The 22,684-nt window shown below is 29.9% G+C and carries 23 protein-coding genes and 1 riboswitch; of the genes, 2 read left to right on the top strand and 21 right to left on the bottom strand.

What is annotated here, in order from left to right; genetic code table 11:
* Positions 1-23: 23 nt before the first annotated feature.
* The 13 genes from L3B96_RS05285 to gnd form a co-directional block, all read right to left on the bottom strand.
* Complete coding sequence (locus L3B96_RS05285; protein WP_012058430.1) at positions 24-614, bottom strand: TetR/AcrR family transcriptional regulator; 591 nt, start codon at positions 612-614, stop codon at positions 24-26.
* Positions 615-625: 11 nt separating this feature from the next.
* The gene (locus tag L3B96_RS05280) at positions 626-1,324 is read right to left on the bottom strand and encodes an ABC transporter permease (protein ID WP_012058429.1); all 699 of its coding nucleotides are present in this window, start codon (positions 1,322-1,324) and stop codon (positions 626-628) included.
* Positions 1,321-2,244, bottom strand: a complete 924-nt coding sequence (locus tag L3B96_RS05275; RefSeq protein ID WP_012058428.1) for an ABC transporter ATP-binding protein — start codon at positions 2,242-2,244, stop codon at positions 1,321-1,323. The genes L3B96_RS05280 and L3B96_RS05275 overlap by 4 nt, the downstream gene beginning before the upstream one ends.
* A 281-nt stretch (positions 2,245-2,525) precedes the next feature.
* A complete protein-coding gene (gene eda, locus L3B96_RS05270; RefSeq protein ID WP_171788391.1) occupies positions 2,526-3,161 on the bottom strand; it encodes a bifunctional 4-hydroxy-2-oxoglutarate aldolase/2-dehydro-3-deoxy-phosphogluconate aldolase in 636 nt (211 codons plus the stop codon).
* A 2-nt stretch (positions 3,162-3,163) separates the two neighbouring features.
* On the bottom strand, positions 3,164-4,246 hold the full coding sequence (uxuA, locus tag L3B96_RS05265) for a mannonate dehydratase (protein ID WP_238859064.1): 1,083 nt from the start codon (positions 4,244-4,246) through the stop codon (positions 3,164-3,166).
* Between the two features lie 12 nt (positions 4,247-4,258).
* Positions 4,259-4,711 (bottom strand): PTS fructose transporter subunit IIA, encoded by a 453-nt coding sequence (locus L3B96_RS05260; protein WP_238859063.1) that lies wholly within the window; start codon positions 4,709-4,711, stop codon positions 4,259-4,261.
* A 76-nt stretch (positions 4,712-4,787) separates the two neighbouring features.
* Complete coding sequence (locus L3B96_RS05255) at positions 4,788-5,660, bottom strand: hypothetical protein (RefSeq protein ID WP_238859062.1); 873 nt, start codon at positions 5,658-5,660, stop codon at positions 4,788-4,790.
* A gap of 55 nt (positions 5,661-5,715) precedes the next feature.
* Entirely contained in the window at positions 5,716-6,219 is a 504-nt protein-coding gene (locus L3B96_RS05250) for a PTS sugar transporter subunit IIB (protein WP_012058423.1), read from the bottom strand.
* A 21-nt stretch (positions 6,220-6,240) separates the two neighbouring features.
* Complete coding sequence (locus tag L3B96_RS05245) at positions 6,241-7,098, bottom strand: PTS system mannose/fructose/sorbose family transporter subunit IID (protein WP_012058422.1); 858 nt, start codon at positions 7,096-7,098, stop codon at positions 6,241-6,243.
* Between the two features lie 12 nt (positions 7,099-7,110).
* On the bottom strand, positions 7,111-7,941 hold the full coding sequence (locus L3B96_RS05240) for a PTS sugar transporter subunit IIC (protein ID WP_238859061.1): 831 nt from the start codon (positions 7,939-7,941) through the stop codon (positions 7,111-7,113).
* A gap of 10 nt (positions 7,942-7,951) precedes the next feature.
* On the bottom strand, positions 7,952-9,055 hold the full coding sequence (locus L3B96_RS05235; RefSeq protein WP_238859060.1) for an iron-containing alcohol dehydrogenase family protein: 1,104 nt from the start codon (positions 9,053-9,055) through the stop codon (positions 7,952-7,954).
* A gap of 11 nt (positions 9,056-9,066) precedes the next feature.
* On the bottom strand, positions 9,067-10,068 hold the full coding sequence (locus L3B96_RS05230; protein WP_238859059.1) for a D-isomer specific 2-hydroxyacid dehydrogenase family protein: 1,002 nt from the start codon (positions 10,066-10,068) through the stop codon (positions 9,067-9,069).
* A gap of 2 nt (positions 10,069-10,070) precedes the next feature.
* Entirely contained in the window at positions 10,071-10,973 is a 903-nt protein-coding gene (gene gnd / locus L3B96_RS05225) for a phosphogluconate dehydrogenase (NAD(+)-dependent, decarboxylating) (RefSeq protein WP_023975169.1), read from the bottom strand.
* A gap of 522 nt (positions 10,974-11,495) precedes the next feature.
* Here gnd and L3B96_RS05220 point away from each other — a divergent pair.
* A complete protein-coding gene (locus L3B96_RS05220; RefSeq protein ID WP_012058417.1) occupies positions 11,496-12,344 on the top strand; it encodes a MurR/RpiR family transcriptional regulator in 849 nt (282 codons plus the stop codon).
* A 477-nt stretch (positions 12,345-12,821) separates the two neighbouring features.
* On the opposite strand, the gene L3B96_RS05215 is transcribed toward L3B96_RS05220, so the two are convergent.
* Positions 12,822-14,111: a hemolysin family protein gene (locus tag L3B96_RS05215; protein ID WP_012058416.1), complete on the bottom strand. Its 1,290-nt coding sequence runs from the start codon at positions 14,109-14,111 to the stop codon at positions 12,822-12,824.
* A gap of 359 nt (positions 14,112-14,470) precedes the next feature.
* A complete protein-coding gene (locus tag L3B96_RS05210; protein ID WP_238859058.1) occupies positions 14,471-15,031 on the bottom strand; it encodes a nitroreductase family protein in 561 nt (186 codons plus the stop codon).
* 281 nt (positions 15,032-15,312) lie between these two features.
* On the opposite strand from L3B96_RS05210, the gene L3B96_RS05205 reads away from it, so the two are divergent.
* On the top strand, positions 15,313-16,125 hold the full coding sequence (locus L3B96_RS05205) for a hypothetical protein (protein WP_238859057.1): 813 nt from the start codon (positions 15,313-15,315) through the stop codon (positions 16,123-16,125).
* 226 nt (positions 16,126-16,351) lie between these two features.
* Here L3B96_RS05205 and L3B96_RS05200 read toward each other — a convergent pair whose 3' ends face one another.
* The 6 genes from L3B96_RS05200 to L3B96_RS05175 all read right to left on the bottom strand — a co-directional run bounded on the left by L3B96_RS05200 (position 16,352) and on the right by L3B96_RS05175 (position 22,174).
* On the bottom strand, positions 16,352-16,756 hold the full coding sequence (locus tag L3B96_RS05200; protein WP_012058413.1) for a PTS sugar transporter subunit IIB: 405 nt from the start codon (positions 16,754-16,756) through the stop codon (positions 16,352-16,354).
* A 112-nt stretch (positions 16,757-16,868) separates the two neighbouring features.
* Positions 16,869-17,087: a hypothetical protein gene (locus tag L3B96_RS05195; RefSeq protein ID WP_017212670.1), complete on the bottom strand. Its 219-nt coding sequence runs from the start codon at positions 17,085-17,087 to the stop codon at positions 16,869-16,871.
* Between the two features lie 120 nt (positions 17,088-17,207).
* Positions 17,208-17,375: an aspartyl-phosphate phosphatase Spo0E family protein gene (locus L3B96_RS05190; RefSeq protein WP_039770849.1), complete on the bottom strand. Its 168-nt coding sequence runs from the start codon at positions 17,373-17,375 to the stop codon at positions 17,208-17,210.
* 347 nt (positions 17,376-17,722) lie between these two features.
* The gene (locus tag L3B96_RS05185; protein WP_238859056.1) at positions 17,723-19,435 is read right to left on the bottom strand and encodes a methyl-accepting chemotaxis protein; all 1,713 of its coding nucleotides are present in this window, start codon (positions 19,433-19,435) and stop codon (positions 17,723-17,725) included.
* Between the two features lie 430 nt (positions 19,436-19,865).
* Positions 19,866-20,099, bottom strand: coding sequence for a hypothetical protein (locus L3B96_RS05180; RefSeq protein WP_105412403.1), 234 nt, complete (start codon positions 20,097-20,099; stop codon positions 19,866-19,868).
* A gap of 863 nt (positions 20,100-20,962) precedes the next feature.
* Positions 20,963-22,174 carry an HDOD domain-containing protein gene (locus tag L3B96_RS05175; RefSeq protein WP_238859055.1) on the bottom strand — a complete coding sequence of 404 codons (1,212 nt, stop codon included), beginning with the start codon at positions 22,172-22,174 and terminating at the stop codon, positions 20,963-20,965.
* Positions 22,175-22,393: 219 nt separating this feature from the next.
* Positions 22,394-22,477, bottom strand: a riboswitch (cyclic di-GMP riboswitch).
* Between the last annotated feature and the right edge of the window lie 207 nt (positions 22,478-22,684).

Genomic DNA, 22,684 nt, shown 5'->3' with positions numbered 1-22,684 from the left:
CAATATTATTCTTACCAATTAGATTATTTACTCGCTTTATATATGGGAAGCAAAATATTATCAATAATATCCTCAGTATTCGTTTCTGTGATCCTTCCATGTAAAACAAGCTCATTTATAATTAGTATAGCTGGTAAATTTAAAGCCTTTTCAGAAATAGTATCTATTGAAAGTGAAATCTCTTTGCGCTGATTAGCTCGCGTTATAATAGTTTCAGTTGATTCACGAAGACCATTTCCGTTGTTTATAACATTAAATAAATCGTAAGGCGTCATATTAGAAAGCATATCTAAAATAACATCTCGTAGATCATCGGGTCTGATAATTTCAAATAGATTTAAAACATTAAATAAGGCTATTAAATCTTCTCTTAGCGAACCATGATCACTGACTTCTAATTCTATTGATGGTGCATGTCGGCTTAAAGCGGCAAAAATAAGATAACATTTTTGTGGCCATCGACGATAAATAGCATTTTTATTAGTCTTTGCAGCTTGAGCTACATCGTCCATAGTCAATTTGCTATATCCTATTTGATTAAGCAATAACCAAGCCTGATCTAAAATCGCATTTTCAAGTATAACTCCTCGGCGTCGACTAACTTTTTCATTCATGATATAACCTCCTATTTTTGGTCTACATAATTCCACCATAATATAGTACCATAAACACCAATAAATAAAATAGCCAAAATCGTGAATTTACTGATCCAATTAATAAGCTGAGGATTATTTAAATATATTCCTGAAATTGTCCACGGGATATAACGACCCATGGGCTGCGATCCAAAAATGGCAGCTATAATTATAGCTACAAAGGAAGTACTAACGGGAGCTAATATTCCTCGCGTGATGCTAGCGATAAGTGGGAATAGAAAACTAAGACTACAATTATAGAGTGTTACTATCCCTAACCTTTTTAGAAGAGTTCCAGTCAATAACACATCAAAATTTGTAAAATCCAAGCACAAACCCATGGCAAATGTCCCACCAATTGCTAATACTGTTATGCCTAAAAAACTTAATCCTAAAGCAAAAAACTTTGCACATACTAAACTTGTACGAGAAATTGGCAATGACAAAAGATCTTTAAAAGTTTGATCCTGATACTCTCTACCAAATACCCAGCTGCTTAAAATACCAAATCCCATTAATCCAATAACAGTAGAATACATAAAAAAAGTATTTTTCAAAAATTCTTCCCACGTTTTATCCTGCATATGGATAAGTAACAAAAAGCTATAAAAGGCTAAAATGTAAATTGGTATATGACCTCGTATTATTTTATAAAACTCAATTTTAGTCATTGACCATATCTGTTTCATAATGATTTGCCCTCCTTAATTGTTCTAATAAAGAATTCTTCTAAGCTTTCATTTACAGGTTGAAAAATCATTGGATTAAATTTCTGATTTTCTAACTGCTGTAATAAAGCAGAATATTGGTTAATAGATATATCCGAAACAAGTATTTCCTGTTCACTTACTGATGTGCATTGCAAGTTTTTTGTAGCAAGGTAATGCTCAAGATTCTTGACAGAGCCATCCGTTTTTATGTAAAGCTTAGATTCTCTGCAGGTTTCAAATTCCGAAAAATTTAATTCTCGTAGCAGACATCCATGTGCTAATATCCCAATTCGACTTACCAGCTTTTCCATCTCATCTAATAGATGGCTTGAAATAAAAATAGTTGTCCCATCTTTAGCCATTTCTAATAGAAGATTACGAACGACTACAAGCCCCTCTGGATCCAATCCATTTGTTGGTTCGTCTAACAAAAGAATTTTGGGTCTATGAATAAGCGCCTTAGCTAATCCAATTTTTTGATTGTTTCCCAAAGAAAGATCTTTTACCTTAACCTGTAGGTAATTATCTAGCAATAGCTGCTGTGAAATGTCATCAATTCGTTTCTTAATTTCTGAATCAGGTATTAGTCTTTGCTTTGCATATAATATAAGATTTTCTTCTACAGTAAAGTTTGGATAAGCATGTGGTGTTTCAATTAGGTAACCCACCTGATTCCAAAATTCAGAAGGCAACTTTGAAATTGATTGTCCAGAGTAATAAATTTCACCAGATGTAGGATTAATCATTTTAAGCAACATCCGCATTGTGGTTGTTTTTCCTGCACCGTTTAATCCTAGAAAACCATATATTTCACCTTCATTAGCTGTCAGATTAATATCATAAACACTATTTTTTGATCCGTAACTCTTTGTTAACTTCTTCGTTTGTATTATTGACAAAACGTAAACACCTCCAAGTTATACTTCATTTAAGATACTGAAGTACCTTAAATGAAGTATAACATTGTAGATTATAAAACGCAATACTCAATATTCATGTTTTTTATTTATTCTTATCATTACTACTAAATTCCTTATCTCTATATTAATGCAGATTATTTTGAATATCTTCTTATCATTTACTGCAACAGTTTTTATGATTAGAATAGATGGTAACCAAGAGGTTATGGAGTCGCGTCGTTAATTACATGATCATCAAAAAAAAGCCGTGCAATATTGCACTAAGCTTTAATTTGATCAACCAATGATTTTAACAAGTTGCTCGTCTTTTCTTTCCCATCCTCTTTAATCATTTTTTCAGAAATAATAAATGATCCACCAACCGCTAAAATATTATCATTACTAATATAATCTATAAAGTTATCTGAATTAATTCCCCCTGTCGGCAAGAATTTCACATCATAGAATGGTCCACTTAATGCTTTAATTGCTTTTAAACCACCATAAATATCTGCTGGGAAATACTTTACAACATGAAGTCCATAACTAACTACTTTTTGAATATCAGTTGGAGTTGCTGTTCCAGGAAAAACTGGAACTTTGTTTTCAATACAATATTCAATTATCTCTGGAATCACTGCTGGAGAAACTATAAAACTTGCTCCATTTTCAATTGCCTTCTTAGCTTCTTCTAATGTACGCACAGTTCCTGCTCCAACAATTAACTTACCCGATTGTGAAAGTTTATTAATTGCTTCTAAAGCCAGATTGCTTCTAAATGTTACTTCTATAAAAGGTACATCATTTCTTAAAAGAATCTCTTCCAAATCATCTAAATACTTTAAATCAGTTGCAGTATAAAGTGGTAATAACTTTATTTCTCCTAATTTTTTATATACATCTACATTTACACTCATTATTATTGCTCCAATCCATTTTCTTTTTGAGATTTTGTGATAGCTTCATGCAATCCTCTTAAATAAGTAAAGCCTAAAGCACGATCATATAAACCATATCCTGGCATTGCTATTTCATCCCAAATTGAACGACCATGATCTGGACGAATAACCCCATCAAAATTAACATCTATAAGCGCCTTCATAAGTGCATACATATCCAATGATCCATCAATACTCAAATGAGCAGATTCTCTAAATTTTTGTTTTCCCAAAAATTCAACATTTCTTAAATGTACAAATTGAATTCTATTTCCTAATTCATGTATGACTTTGACTAAATCTGTTTCTGGATTTGCTCCTAAAGATCCTGTGCAAAGTGTTACACCATTATAAGGAGAATCAATAATATTTATTATTCTTTTATAATCCTCTAAATTTTTTGTTACCCTTGGAAGATTAAAGATTTCCCATGGTGGATCATCCGGATGAATCCCCATTTTCACATCAACTTCCTCACAAACAGGAATAACTTTTTTTAGAAAGTATGCAAGATTGTTAAATAAATCTTCTTCTGTAATATTTTCATACATTTCCATCAAATCATTAAACTTTTTCAGACGTTCTTCTTCCCATCCAGGTAATTTAAACCCATTAGATTGACTATTTATAAGCTTAAACATCTCACTCGCATCCATATGTTCTACAACAGACTGATCAAACAACAATGAATAACTACCATCTGGATTTTCATATTTCAAATTTGTCTTAGCCCATCCGAAAATTGGTTTAAAACTATAACATACTAAATGAATATCACATGCTGCTAAATTTCTAATTGTTTTAATATAATTATCAATATAATGATCACAGTCTTTTGTTCTTGCTTTAATTACATCATGAACCGCAATACTTTCAATACCAAGTAACTCCAATCCCTCTTTTTCAATTGAAGCCTTAAATTCTTTAATTTCATCAACTTCCCAAACATCTCCAGGTAACTTATTTAATAAGGTCCCTACAACACCATCTGTTCCTGGAACTTGCCTGAAATGTTTTAAAGGAATAGAGTCTTTCACTCCATACCATCTAAATCCCCACTTCATTTTATCCCTCCATCAAAAATCATCATCTTCATCAACCTCATTAGTATCTACATTATCAGAAAAATGCCATGAACTAATACATTCTTTTGCTTGCTCTGCAGCTGATTTTGCAACTATTTCAATTTGTGTCCCTAAAATTTGATGATTGATTATTTCCAATAACATAGGTAAGTTAACTCCACCAATAATATAAACCTTATCTTTTAGTTCTGGGTCTAACTGATTTGTCGCAAGAACTGATTGATTATATGGGCTTGCGCTCACTAAATCAACTAATACCACAACACCATCACCTTGATTTACTTCTAAAATAGCGTTATTTATCTTCTTACCAAGTTTCTCAACATCATCTCCTGCATTTAAATTTACAGTTGCGATATTTTCTGTATTCCCCATAATAACTTCAGCTGCATCTTTTATACCGTTGCTTAAGGTACCATGTGTGGCTATTACAATTCCTAACATGATTTAATCTCCTTTTATATTTTGATTTAAGGCATAATCAAAAATAATCATGACTTTTTGGACTCTTTATTTTCTTTCATATGCCTAACAATTCTATTACTTGAGTAAAATGGCTATAATTTAAATTTTTCTTATTTAACTTTGACTTATCTAAGTAAAACTCTTTATCTTGATTCATATCTGCACAAAATAAATAATTGATTTGACCTCTAGGTGATACATATCGGATTTCTTTAGATTCAGCAAGCTCTTCTTTAAATTGTTTACCCATTACATTTAAAGTGGCATCTGCTCCAATAGAATCTAAAAAATAAACCTTTGCATTCTTTTTTACAGAACTCATTAAGACATCTAATCCTCGTCTGCCATAACAACCGTCATCGATAAATGCATAAGCAACTTTTTTCTGATTTTGATTCTCTGTTAACATCTGTAGCAAGCAAAGTACTGAAGATGTATTTCTAATTAAATTCTTTCGATTCCACTCACCTTTTGATAACTTTGATAAAATAATAAAATATCCACCGTATATTAGTGCAAGACATGCTGTTTGCGCAGAAAATAAAACAAATGGTGCAAAAACCAATTTCATATATAAAAGTGTTCCTAGAATACCCAGGAAAATCCAAATTAGAGACATACAAAGAACGGCTTTTGTAGTTTGTTTTTCTTGTTTTTTTCTATTAAACAATACATAATCTCCTAAATAGGCTGGAGGTGTATCATAATAAGTACAAACGATTTGATCTGCCTTTTCAATATCTCCAACATACACATTTCGTGCACTGTCTTTTTTTTGATTACTATATTCGATTACGGAAATATCTTTTCGCACTTGTGATATATCTGTTACAAGCGCCTTCAAAAATCTAGTTTTCTCTTTATTGCTATTCCGTGAGCGATACATAAACGAATACCTAGCTAATCTATCGTTAAAAATATCCTCCATGATAAACCTCCAATTTTTATTATAAGGAAAATAATAATCTTTCATTTAAAAACAATTATTTAAATTTACTAACAACATCTTTCAATTCTGTTTTAGGAGCAGAAGGAGTAGCTTGGAAATAGATATTCTCTACTCCATATTTATCTTTCATTTCTACTAATCTATCTACATCCTCTTTGTTTATATAAACAGATTTTGTAACTAGTAAATCTTTACTTGCATCTTTTTGTGCAATACCTCCAATATTCAATTCTTTCATTGGCACTCCATGTTTAACCAAGTCATACATAACTTTTACAGTTTTTGCTATCAAGATACAATTATAATCTTTGAATTGATATTCATCCCAATAGAATTTAGCTTTCTCTGGCGTAATTACTATTGTTTTTTGTCCGGTACGGCTACCTGCATTTTTATATAAATCTCTCATGAATGGGTCTTTTGCTACAACTTCATCTACTACAAAAATTGAATTTACCCCGCTCTTTTGTGAAAGAGTCACCATAACTTGTCCATGAATTAAACGTTCATCTACTCTTGCTAAATTTATAACACCCATTTTTCAACTCTCCTTTTTACTCTATAGAATTCTAACGCTAGCTAAAACAATTAAAATTAATGTTAACCATAATAATGCTGGTGTAACTTTTAAACCTTTTTTATTGTAGAACAAATAAACTCCCATAACTACTGCTAATGGTAAAATACCCGGAGCAACAGAATCTAAAATATTTTGGATAATGAATGCTTTTCCAGAAATCGTAAATTGTAAATTTGCACTAACTTTTACATAGTTACCTGCTAAGATTCCCATCATAAATAGACCTAAAACAGATAAAGTATCGATTGCAGTTTTAACACCTGTACTTCCCATCAATCCTGTTGCGTTGCGTCCCATATCAAATGCTTGACGAGCAAAGAATAGACCCAATAAAACTTGGTAAAGTGCAAAGCAAACGAATGGGAACAACGCTCCTAATGGACTACCTTGCTGTGCCCAGGGAACTGCGATGGCAATAAAGATATATTGCACAGTCCCTGAGTCAATTGCATCACCAATTCCAGCAAGTGCACCCATTAAACCAGCTTTTGTGTTATACATCAAATCATCTTGCATTGTTATTTCTGATTGTTCATATTCTTCTTTTGCACGTTGTGATTCCATGGAAGCCATTAAACCAGTAATAACTCCACCACCCCAGCTTAACTGAGTATTGAAAAATAATAGTTGTCTTTTATAAGCAGCTTTTAACGATTCATCATCTTTGTATAATTTTCTTAAAATTGGCATCATTCCATACAACAAAGAAGATGCAAGATATCTTTCAAATGAATGTGGAATTTCATTCGCAAAATGCCATCTTAAATATGCTTTAGTAACATCCTTTTTTGTGATCTCTTCTGGAGCTTTAGCAGCTCTTTTTACATTTTCACTCATTTTATCTACTCCTTAAAACCCATCATCATAATCATCTTCATCTAATGTCTCTGTACCCTTAACAACATTTGTACTAGGAACATTCTTTCCTTTTTGAGACATACTGAAAATTAAAGCAATCAATAGACCAAACACAGCATAAGTTACCATTGTAATATTCAATGATTTTAATGAAACACTCATGAAATACGCCAAGAAAAAGAATGCTAAGTAATCCTTACGTCCAATTACATAAACTGTTGTGGCAATACCAATAGCAGCTAATCCACCACCAACAACTTCAAGTATATGAATGACATAACTTCCTTTCAAAGCATTGATTACATCTGCAATAATTGGTGCCCCAAAATATAAAGCTACAAATACCAATGGTACAAATAAAGCAAATGATGCAATTGTAGGTAAAAGAATTATCGAACGCTTAATAGCGCCATCATTTAAATCTTCTACAGCTTTATCTGTATATTTACCTAAGAATGTATTGATAAAAAAACGGAATTGATATAAATAACTTCCTAACAAACCAACTGGAACTGCGACAGCAATAGCGGCTTCAGGCTGTAAATTTCCTAATAAAGCAACCGGTACTGCGATAGCTGCTGCAATAGATGGTTCTTGTGGCATGGATCCTCCTGGAGAAAAAACGCCCATATAAATCAACTGCAGCGCTGCTGTAACAATCATTGCTTGGCCAACATTTCCCATAACAATACCAACAATCAAACCAGTCATTAAAGGTGAAAATCGAAGCGTTAGTGAAGCTCCTCCACCAAGCCATCTTGACATAACCGCGCCAACCCACAAAGCGATTAAAAAACTCTGTAATACACTTAAAGTTTCCATTACTCTTCTTCTACCTCTTTTCTACATATTTTTCTAAATCAAAGATTGTTTTTTTCAAAATATCTGGCGTAATTACAATAGGAATCAAATGAACTTTTTCTTTTGAATTAATAAAACCAACTATATCATCAAGAACTTTTTCATCTTCTGGATACAATTCCATATAATGCAGAGATACAGGTAGTTTCAAATCTGAATAGAAAGGCATTAAAGAATCAATCGTCGACCATTTGCCTTCTAGAGCCAACTGGTATAAAACCCCATAAGCTACTTTTTCGCCATGAAGATATGAATGGCTTTCCGGAATATATTTAGCTATTGCATCATGCATTGCATGTGCTGCGGCATTACGGGCATATTTATCTCCCAATCCTCCACATAAACCTGCAACTGCTATCACAATTTCAGATAAATGTACAAATTCCTCCGAAACTACTTTATTCTCCATATCTTTCATTGCTTTAGCCGATTCTTTTACAATTGATTCATTACATAACTTTGCAGTATAGCTTGCTAACTTCAAAAAAGGTTCGTTCTGTAAATGTTTTTGAGCTAAAATAGAATCTGATTCATACCATTTTGCAATTGTATCTGCCAACCCTGCAATGAAGTAACGTACTGGAGAATCAATCACCAAATGCGGATCTGTTATCAGGAAACTAGCCTGCCTCATATAATGCTCAGATTTTCCTTCTGATTCTCCACTTTCCTTATACATAACAGATAGAGGTGTCCATGGTGCACAATTACTAACCAAAGTTGGAACGACCCCATATTTAACATTACAAATATGACCAGCATATCCAACAAGATCTACAAGCTTTCCACCACCAACTCCAATAATAAAATCGATATCATTTTCTTCAACGATTTGTGCTATTAAATCTCCACCATAATAACTACATTCACCTGTATATTGATGATAAAAAACATTTTTATCTATCGTTTCTAAAAACTTCATCTTTGGCTTTGCTTTTTCCCAAGAAATTGTTCCATGTACGATCAAGATATTCTTTGATTTATGTTCTTTTAATAATTGCGGAATAAAATCAATTGCACCTTCATGATACCTATAGAACTCAGGACCAACTTTAACCTTTAAATCTGTCAACATTTTTATCCCCCCTATTTTTTAATGAATTTACTTGTTGACTGAATTGCCCTTTCTGGTAAAATACCTTGAACTATTTGTTCCACATCTGTTACGCATTTATTACCCATTTGCTCTAGACATTCTATAGTATAAGCTGATGTATGAGGAGTTATTAAAACGTTATCAAAAGCTAGATAAGGATGGCTCTTTCTTCCTGGCTCTTCTTCTAAAACATCTGTCGCAAAACCAGCAATTTTTCCAGATTTCAATCCCTCAATAACCGCATTTTCATCCAATAATGCTCCTCGCGCACTATTCGATATGTAAACACCGTCTTTCATTTTTTCTATTTCGTTTTTAGATATCATATGATAACTTTCTTTGGTTAAATTTGCACAAAGACAAATAATATCAGAAGAAGTCAACAATTCATCTAATTCAACTTTTCTTGCCCCATAAGTCTGTAAATACAAATCTGACTTGTATGGGTCATAAGCTAAAACATTACATCTAAAGCCATTTCTAACAATCTCTACTACACAACTTCCTGTGTTTCCAACTCCAATAACACCTACTGTTTTATTAAAAAGTGCATGTCCAACAAATTCAGCTCGATCTTCCCAACGATCCGCTTTAACTCGATTACTGGACTCCATTGTTTTTCTTAATACAACCAGCAAATTTGTAATGTTGTTTTCTGCGACTGCGTCCCGTTCTACTAAAGCCGGAACTATTGTAACAATAGTATCATGTTCTTTTGCCGCATCGATATCAATATTGTTGTATCCAATTCCATGACGTGTAATCAGCAAAAGCTCATCTTTATAATCAAAAAACTCTTTAGTGAAAAATGGGGTTACACTTGCAATGATAATATTGTATCCACTTAATAAGTTTGCAAGTTCTTTTCCATTCATTTCATTATCAACTTGAAAATAATCAACAGCTCCTATTTCCTTCAAACGATCAATGTGTTCAGGGAATATCTTTCCAAAACTACTTGAATTAACAATAGCTATCTTATATTCTCTCATATCTACTTATCCTTCTTTACAATAGAATGTCCACCAAATCCGTTTCGTAAAGCCGAAACTACCTTTGCAGAAAAACTATCATCTTCTTGAGACAAATTACGCATAAATAAACTTAAAGCAATTGTTGGTACTGCAATCCCCATATCCAAAGCAGTTTCAATAGTCCATTTTGCTTCTCCAGATGCAGCAACAACTCCTCTGTAGTCTTCTAAATTCAGACTAGCTTTGAATTGTGATTCAGCAATTTCCATAAGCCAACCTCGAATAACAGATCCGTTATTCCAAACCCTTGCAACAGCAGCTAAATCATAATCAAATTCACTTTCTTTAACAATTTGAAAACCTTCACCGATTGCTTGCATCATTCCGTATTCGATTCCATTATGGATCATTTTCAAAAAGTGACCACTTCCTGATTGGCCAGTATATAAGTAACCCTTTTCAACTGATATATCTTTGAAAATTGGCTCTATATCCTTAAATACTTCAGGATCTCCACCAATCATAGTACATGCACCGCCAAGTGCTCCAGAAGTTCCACCTGATGTTCCACAATCAAAATAAGATATTTCTTTCTCCTTAAAAGTCTTTGCACGTCGTATTGAATCCTTAAAATTTGAATTTCCACCTTCAATGACAATGTCATTTGGAGAAAGTAAATTCAGCAATTGATTCAATACAGATTCCGTAATTTCTCCAGCAGGTAACATAGACCAGATAACTCTTTTTTCAGTAAATGAAGTAACGATTTTCTCTAAATTATCAAATGTTTTTATACCTGCCTTTTCAGCATTTTCTTTTGCTTTATCAGATAAATCAAATCCCATAACATCATAATTATGATTCTTTAAATTACATGCTATGTTTAACCCCATCTTACCAAGACCTATAATTGCTATTTTCATACAATCCCTCCATTTCATGTCTCTATTGTATCAAAAAAAATTTTTTTTGTAAATATTTTTATAAAAAAAAATTTTTTTGATACAATTACGCTTTTCTCATACTTCTATCTCTATCCACCTCTTGCAATTTCAGAAATACTATGATATTTATATAAAGTAGCAGACATATTAAGTCGTTATAGTTAAAAGATTACTAATGATTTAGTTGTTAGTGCTTTAAAAATGCTTATTATAGTTAGTCTTCTCATAAAAATAAGGAACTGAGTTGACTTGTCGTATTCAAGATATTGACACAAAATTACTATTTGATATACTTATAACAATGCTATTTTTTAATAATTCAACCACTTTTCATACATATTAAACTCACTTGTTCATTCGACCATATGAACAAAAAATCTATATCATTTTCTTTTATAAATTTGATTTTTATATATAGTACTATTTAGAATATACATTACGCTCAAAATTTTTTAGTGTTTTTAAAGTTACAATATATCATTTATAAAAAGGAGGACCAACATGGAGGTATCTGTTAGACTTAAAATTAAATCGTTATACAATGGATTAAGTGCTAAAGAACAAAATATTGCAGACTATATACTTGAAAATCCCATTTCTGTGGCTCACAATTCTATCAGCTATTTATCTGATGAACTCAATGTTGCAGACTCTACCTTATTTCAATTCGCAAAAAAACTAGGCTATTCTGGCTTTAAAGAGTTTAAGATGGCTATCTTAATTGAAGAAAATAATTTTTCAACTACATCAATTCATGAAAAAATTGAAATTGATGATAATGAATTAACTATGGCACAAAAAGTCTTTGATTCAAACATTAAAACACTAACTAATACTAAGAAGATATTAGGGTTAGACGATTTGAAAAAAGCGGCTGAGATTATATCAAATTCAAATCTACTATATTTTTTTGGTGTCGGCGGATCAGGAATACTTGCAGAAGATGCATATCATAAATTTTTACGTTCCCCAGCTCATGTCCGTCATAGTACTGATTATCATATACAACTTATGGAAGCATCTTTATTAACACCACAGGATTGTGCAATTTGTATCTCACATACAGGAAAATCAAAAGAAACTATCAGGATTGCTGAAATAGTAAAAGAAGCTGGTGCAAAAGTAATTGTTATAACTAGTCATGCATCTTCTCCTCTAGCTAAGATAGGTGATGTCGTTTTTATTTCTATATCTGAAGAAATTGAATTTCATTCGGAAGCCTTATCTTCTCGTATATCTCAATTGAGCATCTTAGATTCACTCTATGTAATTTTGATGTTTATGAATAAAGAAAAATCAAAAGAGGCTTTATCTAAAGTTAGACGCACTATATGGGACGTAAAGCATTAAAACCTATTACAACAAGATTTTATTGAACCGTGATTAATGTTATCCTTTAAAGCGGATTATTTTATTGAAAGTTGAAGTCGGGATTAATTATCCCGACCTCTAGCTAATCAATTTGATTAATCAGAATTATTTTATTATCTGATAGAATAAGCTCTTTCCATTTCATTAAGGGGTAGCGCTACTAAAACTTTCAGCGGAATTTACATCTCCACTTCCTTTGTACTCAGTATACGCAGGATATTCTAAAGACGGACGTGTACGACCTTTAGTCTTTTCAGAAAATAGGATTTATAATGTTAAGAGCAATCTGCTTTTTATCACAATATTGTAAAATTCTAAAATTCTTAAAAATATACATTCTTAAATTCTTTAGAATTTTAGAATTTCTAATGAATAACCATATATCTTTTACGAGGATTCACAAAAAATACTTTAAAACTCTACAAAAGACTTATCTGATATTTATTTAATATAAAGCTATTCTTTTTTAACAATTAAAATTTTATTTATTCTTTTACTATCACATTTTAATATCACAAACTCACATTCCTTATAATTAATTTTATCATTAACTTGTGGATATGATTTTAGTTGTGAATAAACCCATCCACCTATAGTATCAATATTTTCAACCTCAATTTCTGCATCTACCAGTTCATTTATATCTTCAATATGAACTTTTCCGTCCACTATATATTTACCATCTTCAATTTTCTTAATTTCTTCCATCTCTTCATCGAACTCATCTTGAATTTCGCCAACTATTTCTTCTAAAATATCTTCAATCGTTACAAGCCCAAATGTTCCTCCATATTCATCAATAACTATAGCCATTTGTATTTTTTCTTTCTTAAATATCTTTAATAATTCACTTATTGACATTGACTCTGGAACAAATTTGATTTCTCTAATGATGTTTTTTATATTATTATCATTTCCTTCGATTTTAAGCTTATATAAATCCTTAATATGTATAAACCCACTAATATTATCTTTACTATCAGTACATACCGGATATCTAGTTAACTGTTCTGCTAAGGCATATTCAATTATTTCATCAAATGAACCTTCAAGAAAAATGCATGCCATATCAGTTCTCGGTATCATTATTTCTTTTACTGTCTTCTCCGAAAAATCAAATATATTATCTACAAAAGTTAATTCAGTTTTATCTATTAAACCATGCTTATAACTTTCTTCAACCAATAGCTTTATTTCCTCATCGGTATGGGCTGCCTCATGTTCATCAACTTGAGAAAGCCCAAATATCTTTAGTATAAAATTTGTAGTGTGGTTAAACAACCACATAATTGGATAAGTTAAATTATAAAACATAATCAAAGGTAAAGATGTATGCATTGCTATTTTCTCTGCGGTTATAATGGCTAATGATTTGGGTACTAACTCTCCAAGTACAATATGAAGAGTAGTTATAATTGAGAAACCTAAAACAAATGAAATTGAGTGCGCAGTTCCTTCTGAAATGTTAAATAAATTAAATAATGGCATTAACATATCTGACACTGCCGGTTCTCCAATCCATCCTAAACCTAAAGATGCTAAAGTTATTCCTAATTGACATCCAGATAAATATGAATTCAAATTATTGACAACCTTTAAAGTGTGTTTAGCACTTTTATTTCCTTCAAGGACTAATGTTTCTATTCTAGACTTTCTTACTTTTACAACAGCAAATTCAGCTGCGACAAAAAAACCATTCATAAGTACAAGTAAAATCACAATAACAATATTTATTAATATATTCATTTATTCATATACCTCCAAAATAATCTCTACTAACCACCACTTATGCTACGAAATTCAAGAAATAGTATAAAGTGTTTGCTAATAAAAAATAAATACAAATGCCTTGCATTTTCTGTAATACATCTATATCATAGTTTAACTATAAAACCATTTCTTCATTCTTAAGAGAAAGTTTTATTTTTTCAATTCTTTTTTCTATCATTTCTTTTATTTTAAAAACTAAATTATCATATTCTACATTTGGAAATTTATATAACAAAAGAACTCTATAGCCGGAATATTTTCCAACTATAGAGTCTCACTAATCATTTTTTTCTTTCACATATTTAGAAGTCGCCTTTTTAACTCATCACTCTTTTTTATTTTACTATATTTACTGTTCCTTCTTTTCTTGTTGGAGCTTTTGGTTCTTTTCCTCCATTAAAGCCTAGCGTCGCTGTACCAAATGTCGCATAGTTTTCTGGAATTCCTAGCTCAGTAAGCACATTTCTGACCTTAGGATCATCTCCAACCATAGCTAAGGTATGTACCCAACATGATCCAATTTTAAGTGAATGAGCTGCTAACATTATGTTTTGTATTGCTGCAGCACAATCAGACTGTCCTACCGGTAAGTTTTTATCACAAGATGTTATCACTATAGTAGGTGCATTATAAAATGGGTTAAAGTTTGGATTATTGGCCATCTTATTTATCTGCTCTATAGGAGAATTTTGTAATGCTTCTTTAGCTGCTGAAATCAGATTATTTATCTTCTCTCTATTTTGTACGGCTGTAAAATGCCAATCCTGACTATTCATTCCGCTTGGAGCAAACTTAGCAGCTTCTAATATTTTATTTAAGTCTTCATCGGAAATTTGCTCTTCTTTATACACTCTTATACTTCTTCTTGTTATGATGTTTTGTATTACTTCGTTCATTATTTTTCTCCTTCCATTTAAGCCCCAATATAACTTTATTTATATTATTATATTGATTAGATTAATTATAAATTTGTCTAGAACTTTCATTCTAGTATATAGTATTATCATTTTTGCAATAAATATATAAATGTGGCGCCAATAAATTTATATGCTTAATATTCCTTTTCACATAAATTTCACATAACAGAATTATAATTCCCTTATAGCCGGTTATTTCTATACTAATCTATGTTTTTAACATAAAAATAAATTTTTATATGACGTAAGGAGAGATAATTATGAAAAAGAAAAAAATACTAGGAATTGCAATAGCAGCTATAATCTCAATATCAAGCCTTGTTCCAGCATTCGCTGATGATGCTTCTACACAAAATGTAACAAATAGTGTTACTACAGGGCAAGTATCGCAAAATAATAAGGCCGATAAACTTGCAAAACTTACTCAAAAAGCTTCTAAACTTGGAATAGATATTACTGGATTAACTAATGACCAAGCAAAATCAAAAATAAGAGCTGCTGTAGCTGCTAAACTTGGGATTGATATAACAGGTCTGTCAGATAAGGATGCTTCAGCTAAAATTAAAGCAGCTTTTGAAGAAAAGACTCTTGAAAGACTTAATAAAAAAGCAACTGAATTAGGTATAGATATAACAAATCTTTCACCTGATAACGCTAAAGCTAAGATTTTATCTGCAGAGGCAGGAAAGCTTGGAATTGATATAACAGGACTATCAAATAAAGATGCTTCAGCTAAAATTAAAACAGCTCTTGAAGCTAAAAATCTTGCCAATTTAACTAAGAAAGCAACAAAACTTGGAGTTGATATAACAGGTCTATCAAATAAAGATGCTAGGATAAAATTAAATCAAGCAGAAGCTTCTAAACTTGGAATAGATGTTACAGGTCTATCAAATGAAGATGTATTAGCTAAAATTCAAAGTGCAAGAGCTGAGAAATTAGGAATAGATATAACAGGATTATCATTTAAAGATGCTCAAGCTAAAATTAAGGCAGCATCTGAAGCAAAAAAAGAAGCTCATCAAAAGAAAAATACATCAACAACTACAACAACTGATACTTCCGTACAATAATTTAATTAAAGAAGAGATGCTTTCATAAATTTGAAAGTATCTCTTCTTTACCATGTAATAATATGTGAATTTTAAGCCCTCATTTTCTATAATTTAAAGAATTTTATATATAGGATTTTAAAAATCCACCTCACTGAAGACTACATTATAAATTATAAAATAATTGAAGTACGATAATTTTATAAAAGATGAACTATGTTATTTAAATCTTACATACAAAGATTTATTAAACTTTGCTATTTCTGTAAGCCACATGCCTAGTAACCATCATGGTGTTTTCTTCCCCTGGAAAATATACTGGATTAATTTTAGTTTCATTATACAAATTGATTGCATCTACTACATCTATTGCTAATTCCTTAAAACTAATGAGACCATACATTCTCGGTGGAAGGATATAGATAGGTTTATCAATCTTTGAAGTTTTCACAAATTTCTTAACTTGCATTATTAGATGGGGACAACATACAATTATATCAAATTCATTCATTCTCTTATTTACTAATAAAAATGGAGAAAATTCAATTGAATAATCATTTTGCATATTATTCTCTAATATCTCCTTTTCGACCTTACTGGCTAGGGTACTTGATGAAAAGCCCCCTCCACAGCACAAAAGTATTCTTATCATTTCTAATCCTCCACTGCCTATTATTAATCTTAAACACTAAAGATTTATGGATATCTAATTTAGAGATCCAGCTTATTCAATAACTATATTTATTTGAATATACTAAACTTTATCAGTTTTTCTTTAACTTTACAATCCCCTCTTTAATCGTTATTTGATTAGTTTCCTCTAAATATCTTAGAGTGGGCTCTATACGTTCCTTTACTCTTCCAAGTTTTGAGCCGAGCAGAGTCTTTTGATAAGTTGTGAAACATATTCTATCCAATTCATACAAATTCATGCCATCTGGTCTTATCTTAAGATTCATTATGACTTTTTCTATAGTATTCATAATATTCCCTCCTTATACATATGTAATTATACAGAAATATGTAAATTCCTTCCATAAAATTTAATTATATAAAGATGAATCATATTATTTAATACTTCTATATTAGTGATATGAATTTCTTTAAATCCCGTTGTCGAGTAGCTCGTTGTATTGATTTATTATATCGTCTAACCTCTGACTAGCAGTAATAACTTCTATTCCTAATAAACTTTTTTCATTATTTATAATTTCATATAAGGATTGTCTCATTTTACAAATCATTTTCTCTATCTCTATTATTTTTTCCAAATTATACTCCCCCTTACTTTTTTATAAGTATAACTCTAAAAAAATACATTTACTGTATCAATTGTTACATTATGTAACAAACTTTACTTGTTGTATATCGCAATAAATTATATAATCGCTAAAAATAAAATATTCTATATTAATATTTATACAAAAAAATCGCAGACAACTGTTGAGCCATAGATTTTACTGGAATATAAATTTCCAAAGAATAAAACAAAGCCAAATAACCATTCTACTAGAATGAATATTTAGCCCTACATATATTCTAAAAATTTTAATCCCTTATATTTTTTCAAAGCGCCTGGATAAAACAATTCTATATATTATTCAGAACTTATATATTTCTAGACTTTAAATTTATTTGCCATTTCAATCATGCTATCAGCCATCTCTGATGTGTCTTTTGCCTGATTAGTAACATTGTCTACTGAGGCGCTAGTTTCACTAATACTTGCAAATATCTCTTCTACACTAGAAGCTGATTGCTGTGATTTTGACGAAATATTTACTATAGCATTATTGACTTTAGATACATTATCTGCAATTTTAATTGCTGACTCAGCAATCTCTTTTGACATCTCGTTCACAACTTCAGCATCTTTTTCATATTGATTTCCTATAGACTTCAACATTTCGTAATCTGGTCTAACCTGACTATCAATAAATCTCAATATATCTTTAGTATTATTAGTAAAGTTTTCAATAACACTTCCAACTGTACCTATATTTTTCTTTATATCTATAACTGTTTCTGATGACTTCTCAGCTAATTTTCTAACTTCCTCTGCAACTACAGCAAATCCTCGACCTGCATCCCCAGCATTAGCAGCCTCTATGGATGCGTTAAGTGCTAGAAGATTAGTTTGTTCAGCTATTTGTCCAATAGCTTCTGCCATTTTTTCTATTTCTTTAACTATCTTTATATCCTCAATTGCTTTTTTAATCTTAATTTCTTTTTCATTATATAGGCTTATTGCATTATTAGATGATGCTTCTGCTTTTTCTTTTACGTTTACCGCTCTTTTCATAATTTCATCTGAATCTAATTCTCTTTTTTCAGCATTTCTGCTAAGTTCATCTGTCAGCTTTTCTATTTCCATTGTATATGAACTAACATCTTGAGTTGCCGCACTTAAATTCATGCTTGCATCAGCAATTTCATGAGTTACAGTTTTAATATTATTCATAGTTGCAGACATTTCTTCCATTGTTGAAGTTAGATCTTCATTTGAAATTCTGACATTTTTCATACGATTAGTAAGTTCCATAATAAGATTTTTCACGTCTAATACAGCAATATTCAATGCTTTTGACATATTACCTATTTCATCATATGCATTTATATTTATTTTCTCAGTAAGATCTCCTTCCGCTAAACCATTAGCAAAATTAACTATACTGCTTATTCTCTTTCTTAACCAAATTGCTAATCCACCACTTAATATGGCTAATATCAATGCTGAAATAACAATAAATATTGCAAGAAATTTAAACGAATTTTTAAAAACTGCGTTACTTGATTCCGATGTTGCTTTGGCCGCATCAATATTTTCATTTATTACAACATTTATATCATTTGCTATCTCTTCTCTTAAAGTAAAATACTCCGAATTATATAATGTAATAGCTTCCTCATAATTATTGTCAGTAACATCCTTTATTATCTTTGTTCTTATATCCCTATACCTAGTTAATGCATCTTTAACTTTTTTATAATCAGCTTCTTCTTTTTCACTAGAATAAGGTATTTTTTCAATTTCTTCAAAAGTTTTATTATTTAAATCGGATAAATCTGCTAAATCTTTTTGTGCCTCATCTATATCATTTTTAAAATTACTATTAATAATATGTTCCATATCAGATAGTCCTAAGTTAATATTACTTTTTACTACGTATAACTTTTGAAGTCTCATTAAATTATTATTATAAATTTTATCTGTATTTATATTTAGTTTGTTCATGCTAAATAGACCAGCTATGCCGACTAAGACTAAAAATACAGTACATATCACACTACTTCCTATTAATTTTTGGGATATTTTCATTTTCTTAAACATTGTATTTATCCTTCCCTTCGTCCTTTAAGATATAAAAGCTATCATGTTTAATCCCAATACCTAATTCCATAACCATTCTATAAACTACTAAGCTTATTCACTTATTTTTACATAAATATCAAAAACCAATAAGTAATTTACTTCTACTCTAAATTATACCATAAAATCCACTTAATTTACATGAATCCGATAATTATTCTCATATTATTTGATTGTATTTGTTTTTTAATAGATGTGATAAAAGTTCCGCAAGAAAAAATGGATTCAATTTCCATCCGCTGTTTATTTTCAATCTTGTTGAATAGATTCCTGTGTAACTTTTCCACATTCTTACCTCATTACAATTTTCCAAAAATAAAAAACAATCTCCTCATCTTTTAATAGGAGACTGTTTTTAATTTAGTATAATTCTCTAACTAAATATTATTTTCTAATTTATTATATCAACAATATCAAACATTGCTGTCATTTCTATAAATACTTGTTTTTTGCAACAAAACTCTCTTTTTGAAATATGACAATTAGCAATTGCTTTGCTCGAGTTATCAGATTTATATTTCTCCAGCTTTTCTTGAAGTTCTTCAAGACATAGATCGTGAATTGCTTTAATGATATCTTCTTCCCATATACAGGCTGGGTAACTATTTATCACTTTTATTTTCATTAATTTCACCTCTTATTAATAATGGGGTGTAAAATCCAATAAATATTAACTACTGAATAATATTTATTATATAATAATCAGATGAAATTAATATTGTGAATGAAACATCTTTGTATTGTAAATTACTACCCTTTAGCATATTATGATTTAAATAAAATTAGAAATCCCCTGTAAAGTCATCATCAATTTACAGGGGATTTACTGTTAGTAGGTATAGTAAAATATAGGAGTGTTATGTAACCACATATTAAGGGGTATATGGGAATCAATTTTTACACACTCAATATATTATTCGTTAATAAATATAATTTTCTGACATAAAACATAAATTTTTCTGATAAAAAGTATATTCTCATTGTTATCAATCATAAATTTTATTATCCCTTTATAACTGAAAGGAGTACTTAGTAAATCTAAAGATATTATTATTTTGTCATTATTTTTTTATTTTTATGTATAATGTCTTTAAATTTCGCAAATAATTATTAGTGAAAATATTACTTTTCAACTACACCAAAAGAGATAGCATTTATTAATCTAACTGCTATCTCTTTTCACATTAAAAATCAGTTTCTAAAACTCCTATCATTTTTTTGATTTAATTACTTATACCTCTTAGTAATTTTAGAATATTTATCCTAAAATTTAATAGTATTCCAATGAAAAATAATATATTATTATTTTTTTTTGCCATTTGCACCTTTTTTATATTTTTATTGTTGAATTAAAACAGTTTATGTCGTATAATGTTAATGTAAATATACAATTTACTTATATTGAAATTTTTCCTAGAGTTTTGATATAGTATTTTCTTTTTTTACCAATTAGAGTAAGAAACTAGACATATTCTAGTTTCTTATTTTTTAACTCACAACCTCATCCGCCCATTTTATAGCATCTATATAGGCTTCTGCAAGCTTATTATCATTGGCACCTATTTCCTTAGTATAAAACTCAACATTTTCCCACTGACCTTTTTCATAGTTAATAGCCAATTTCAATATTTTATTCAAGAAATTATCTTTTTCAATTAGTCCTTCCTTTATTTCATCATCTATATATAATTCTTTTAAGATCACTTCAATTGAACAATTTAAAATTGCGTCCATAACTGAAAATAATCCTACCATATAAGCTGAATAAACATTATTTTTATACTCACTCATATTACATATTAATTCACATAACTTCGCTCTCTGCAATGAGACTTTTATAAGTTCATCTGTGTTATTTTCCTTTAGATCATTTAGCAGAACTACATATAACCATTTTATAATCTCTTTTCTTCCCAAAAGTGCAATAGCATATTTTATAGATCTTACTTCATTCTTTAGGCAGTATGCAGACGAATTTATCAATTTGATTATTTTATATGATAAACCTAAATCCTTTATTATTAATTCTTCTAATTTATTAAAATCAAAATCATCTCTATTAATTAACTTTAGAATTTTTATTGCTGTATCTTTGTTAGTCGGAATGTTTTTTCTGGAAAGCACTATTGGTTTACTAAAATAATATCCTTGAAAGTATGAATACCCTAATTTCAAAGCCTCATCATATTCTTCTTTGTTCTCTACTTTTTCAGCCAAAAACTTTATTTTATTATTTATTTTTTTTAGTTCAAATACTTTCTTCCTTTCACACCCTGTAGTGATTCTGAAATCTATCTTTATAATATCAGCTATTTCTATTAATTTAATATATTTAGTATGGAATACAAAATCATCTAACGCTAAGATAAATCCTCTTTTCTTAAGTCTTTTACACGCATCCACAATTTCATCATTTGGTTCTATATTTTCTAAAATTTCTATCACAACATATTCTTTAGGAAGTATGGTTGCTATTTCTTTCTTTATCAATTCTTCAGTAAAATTTATAAATGCCTTCTTGTTATCAGTAATATCTTTGAAGTCAAATGTATAAAATGTATTAGCTATAACCTTTAAAGTTGCTTCATCCCCATTAGTATTGTTATAGAAATTATTTTGTCCATTTCTAAATAGAAGTTCATATGCAACAACTTCATTTTTCCTGTTAAATATAGGCTGTCTAGCTACAAAAATATCCATAACAGTCTCATCCCCTTCATTAATACTTATATACCTCTTAATTTAACCCTTACTGTAGCTGTAGTATAATTGTGATTCATAAAAATTAAAATCTTCTCTCAATGATCTTACTTACGTAATGCTTAAACTTAAGATATATAAGTTCTTATTTATATATAAATCAAGTAAATTTTTTCACATAAAAAACCAATTAAAACTAACTAATAAAATAATTAATTAATCTTAATTGGTCGGTTGCACAACTAGCTCCAAACTCTTAAAGTGCCCACTTAGAAAGAATTCTTCATAGCTTCCAATTGTAATATAATACATTAATATGTACTCATTTCATATATATGAAATATTATCATCAATCTATAATAAAATCAACAAATAATATCATTAGGAATACTAAATTAGAGATTTTTAAGGAAATTTTAAGATTATTCCCTCTTTTTATAGAGACATTATTTTTATTTAAAAAATAACTTTTCTTAAATATCGTCTAAAATTATAAACAAAAAAAGATTA

The sequence above is a fragment of the Clostridium sp. YIM B02569 genome (assembly GCF_022320765.1).
Lineage (GTDB): Bacteria > Bacillota > Clostridia > Clostridiales > Clostridiaceae > Clostridium > Clostridium beijerinckii.
This window is presented reverse-complemented; position numbering and strand designations above follow the sequence as displayed.

Excerpts from the sequence above, each read along its gene's own strand:
- L3B96_RS05285 (WP_012058430.1), bottom strand. The coding sequence starts at position 614 with ATGAATGAAAAAGTTAGTCGACGCCGAGGAGTTATACTTGAAAATGCG.
- L3B96_RS05280 (WP_012058429.1), bottom strand. The coding sequence starts at position 1,324 with ATGAAACAGATATGGTCAATGACTAAAATTGAGTTTTATAAAATAATA.
- eda (WP_171788391.1), bottom strand. The coding sequence starts at position 3,161 with ATGAGTGTAAATGTAGATGTATATAAAAAATTAGGAGAAATAAAGTTA.
- uxuA (WP_238859064.1), bottom strand. The coding sequence starts at position 4,246 with ATGAAGTGGGGATTTAGATGGTATGGAGTGAAAGACTCTATTCCTTTA.
- L3B96_RS05260 (WP_238859063.1), bottom strand. The coding sequence starts at position 4,711 with ATGTTAGGAATTGTAATAGCCACACATGGTACCTTAAGCAACGGTATA.
- L3B96_RS05255 (WP_238859062.1), bottom strand. The coding sequence starts at position 5,660 with ATGGAGGATATTTTTAACGATAGATTAGCTAGGTATTCGTTTATGTAT.
- L3B96_RS05250 (WP_012058423.1), bottom strand. The coding sequence starts at position 6,219 with ATGGGTGTTATAAATTTAGCAAGAGTAGATGAACGTTTAATTCATGGA.
- L3B96_RS05245 (WP_012058422.1), bottom strand. The coding sequence starts at position 7,098 with ATGAGTGAAAATGTAAAAAGAGCTGCTAAAGCTCCAGAAGAGATCACA.
- L3B96_RS05240 (WP_238859061.1), bottom strand. The coding sequence starts at position 7,941 with ATGGAAACTTTAAGTGTATTACAGAGTTTTTTAATCGCTTTGTGGGTT.
- L3B96_RS05235 (WP_238859060.1), bottom strand. The coding sequence starts at position 9,055 with ATGTTGACAGATTTAAAGGTTAAAGTTGGTCCTGAGTTCTATAGGTAT.
- L3B96_RS05230 (WP_238859059.1), bottom strand. The coding sequence starts at position 10,068 with ATGAGAGAATATAAGATAGCTATTGTTAATTCAAGTAGTTTTGGAAAG.
- gnd (WP_023975169.1), bottom strand. The coding sequence starts at position 10,973 with ATGAAAATAGCAATTATAGGTCTTGGTAAGATGGGGTTAAACATAGCA.
- L3B96_RS05220 (WP_012058417.1), top strand. The coding sequence starts at position 11,496 with ATGGAGGTATCTGTTAGACTTAAAATTAAATCGTTATACAATGGATTA.
- L3B96_RS05215 (WP_012058416.1), bottom strand. The coding sequence starts at position 14,111 with ATGAATATATTAATAAATATTGTTATTGTGATTTTACTTGTACTTATG.
- L3B96_RS05210 (WP_238859058.1), bottom strand. The coding sequence starts at position 15,031 with ATGAACGAAGTAATACAAAACATCATAACAAGAAGAAGTATAAGAGTG.
- L3B96_RS05205 (WP_238859057.1), top strand. The coding sequence starts at position 15,313 with ATGAAAAAGAAAAAAATACTAGGAATTGCAATAGCAGCTATAATCTCA.
- L3B96_RS05200 (WP_012058413.1), bottom strand. The coding sequence starts at position 16,756 with ATGATAAGAATACTTTTGTGCTGTGGAGGGGGCTTTTCATCAAGTACC.
- L3B96_RS05195 (WP_017212670.1), bottom strand. The coding sequence starts at position 17,087 with ATGAATACTATAGAAAAAGTCATAATGAATCTTAAGATAAGACCAGAT.
- L3B96_RS05185 (WP_238859056.1), bottom strand. The coding sequence starts at position 19,435 with ATGTTTAAGAAAATGAAAATATCCCAAAAATTAATAGGAAGTAGTGTG.
- L3B96_RS05180 (WP_105412403.1), bottom strand. The coding sequence starts at position 20,099 with ATGAAAATAAAAGTGATAAATAGTTACCCAGCCTGTATATGGGAAGAA.
- L3B96_RS05175 (WP_238859055.1), bottom strand. The coding sequence starts at position 22,174 with ATGGATATTTTTGTAGCTAGACAGCCTATATTTAACAGGAAAAATGAA.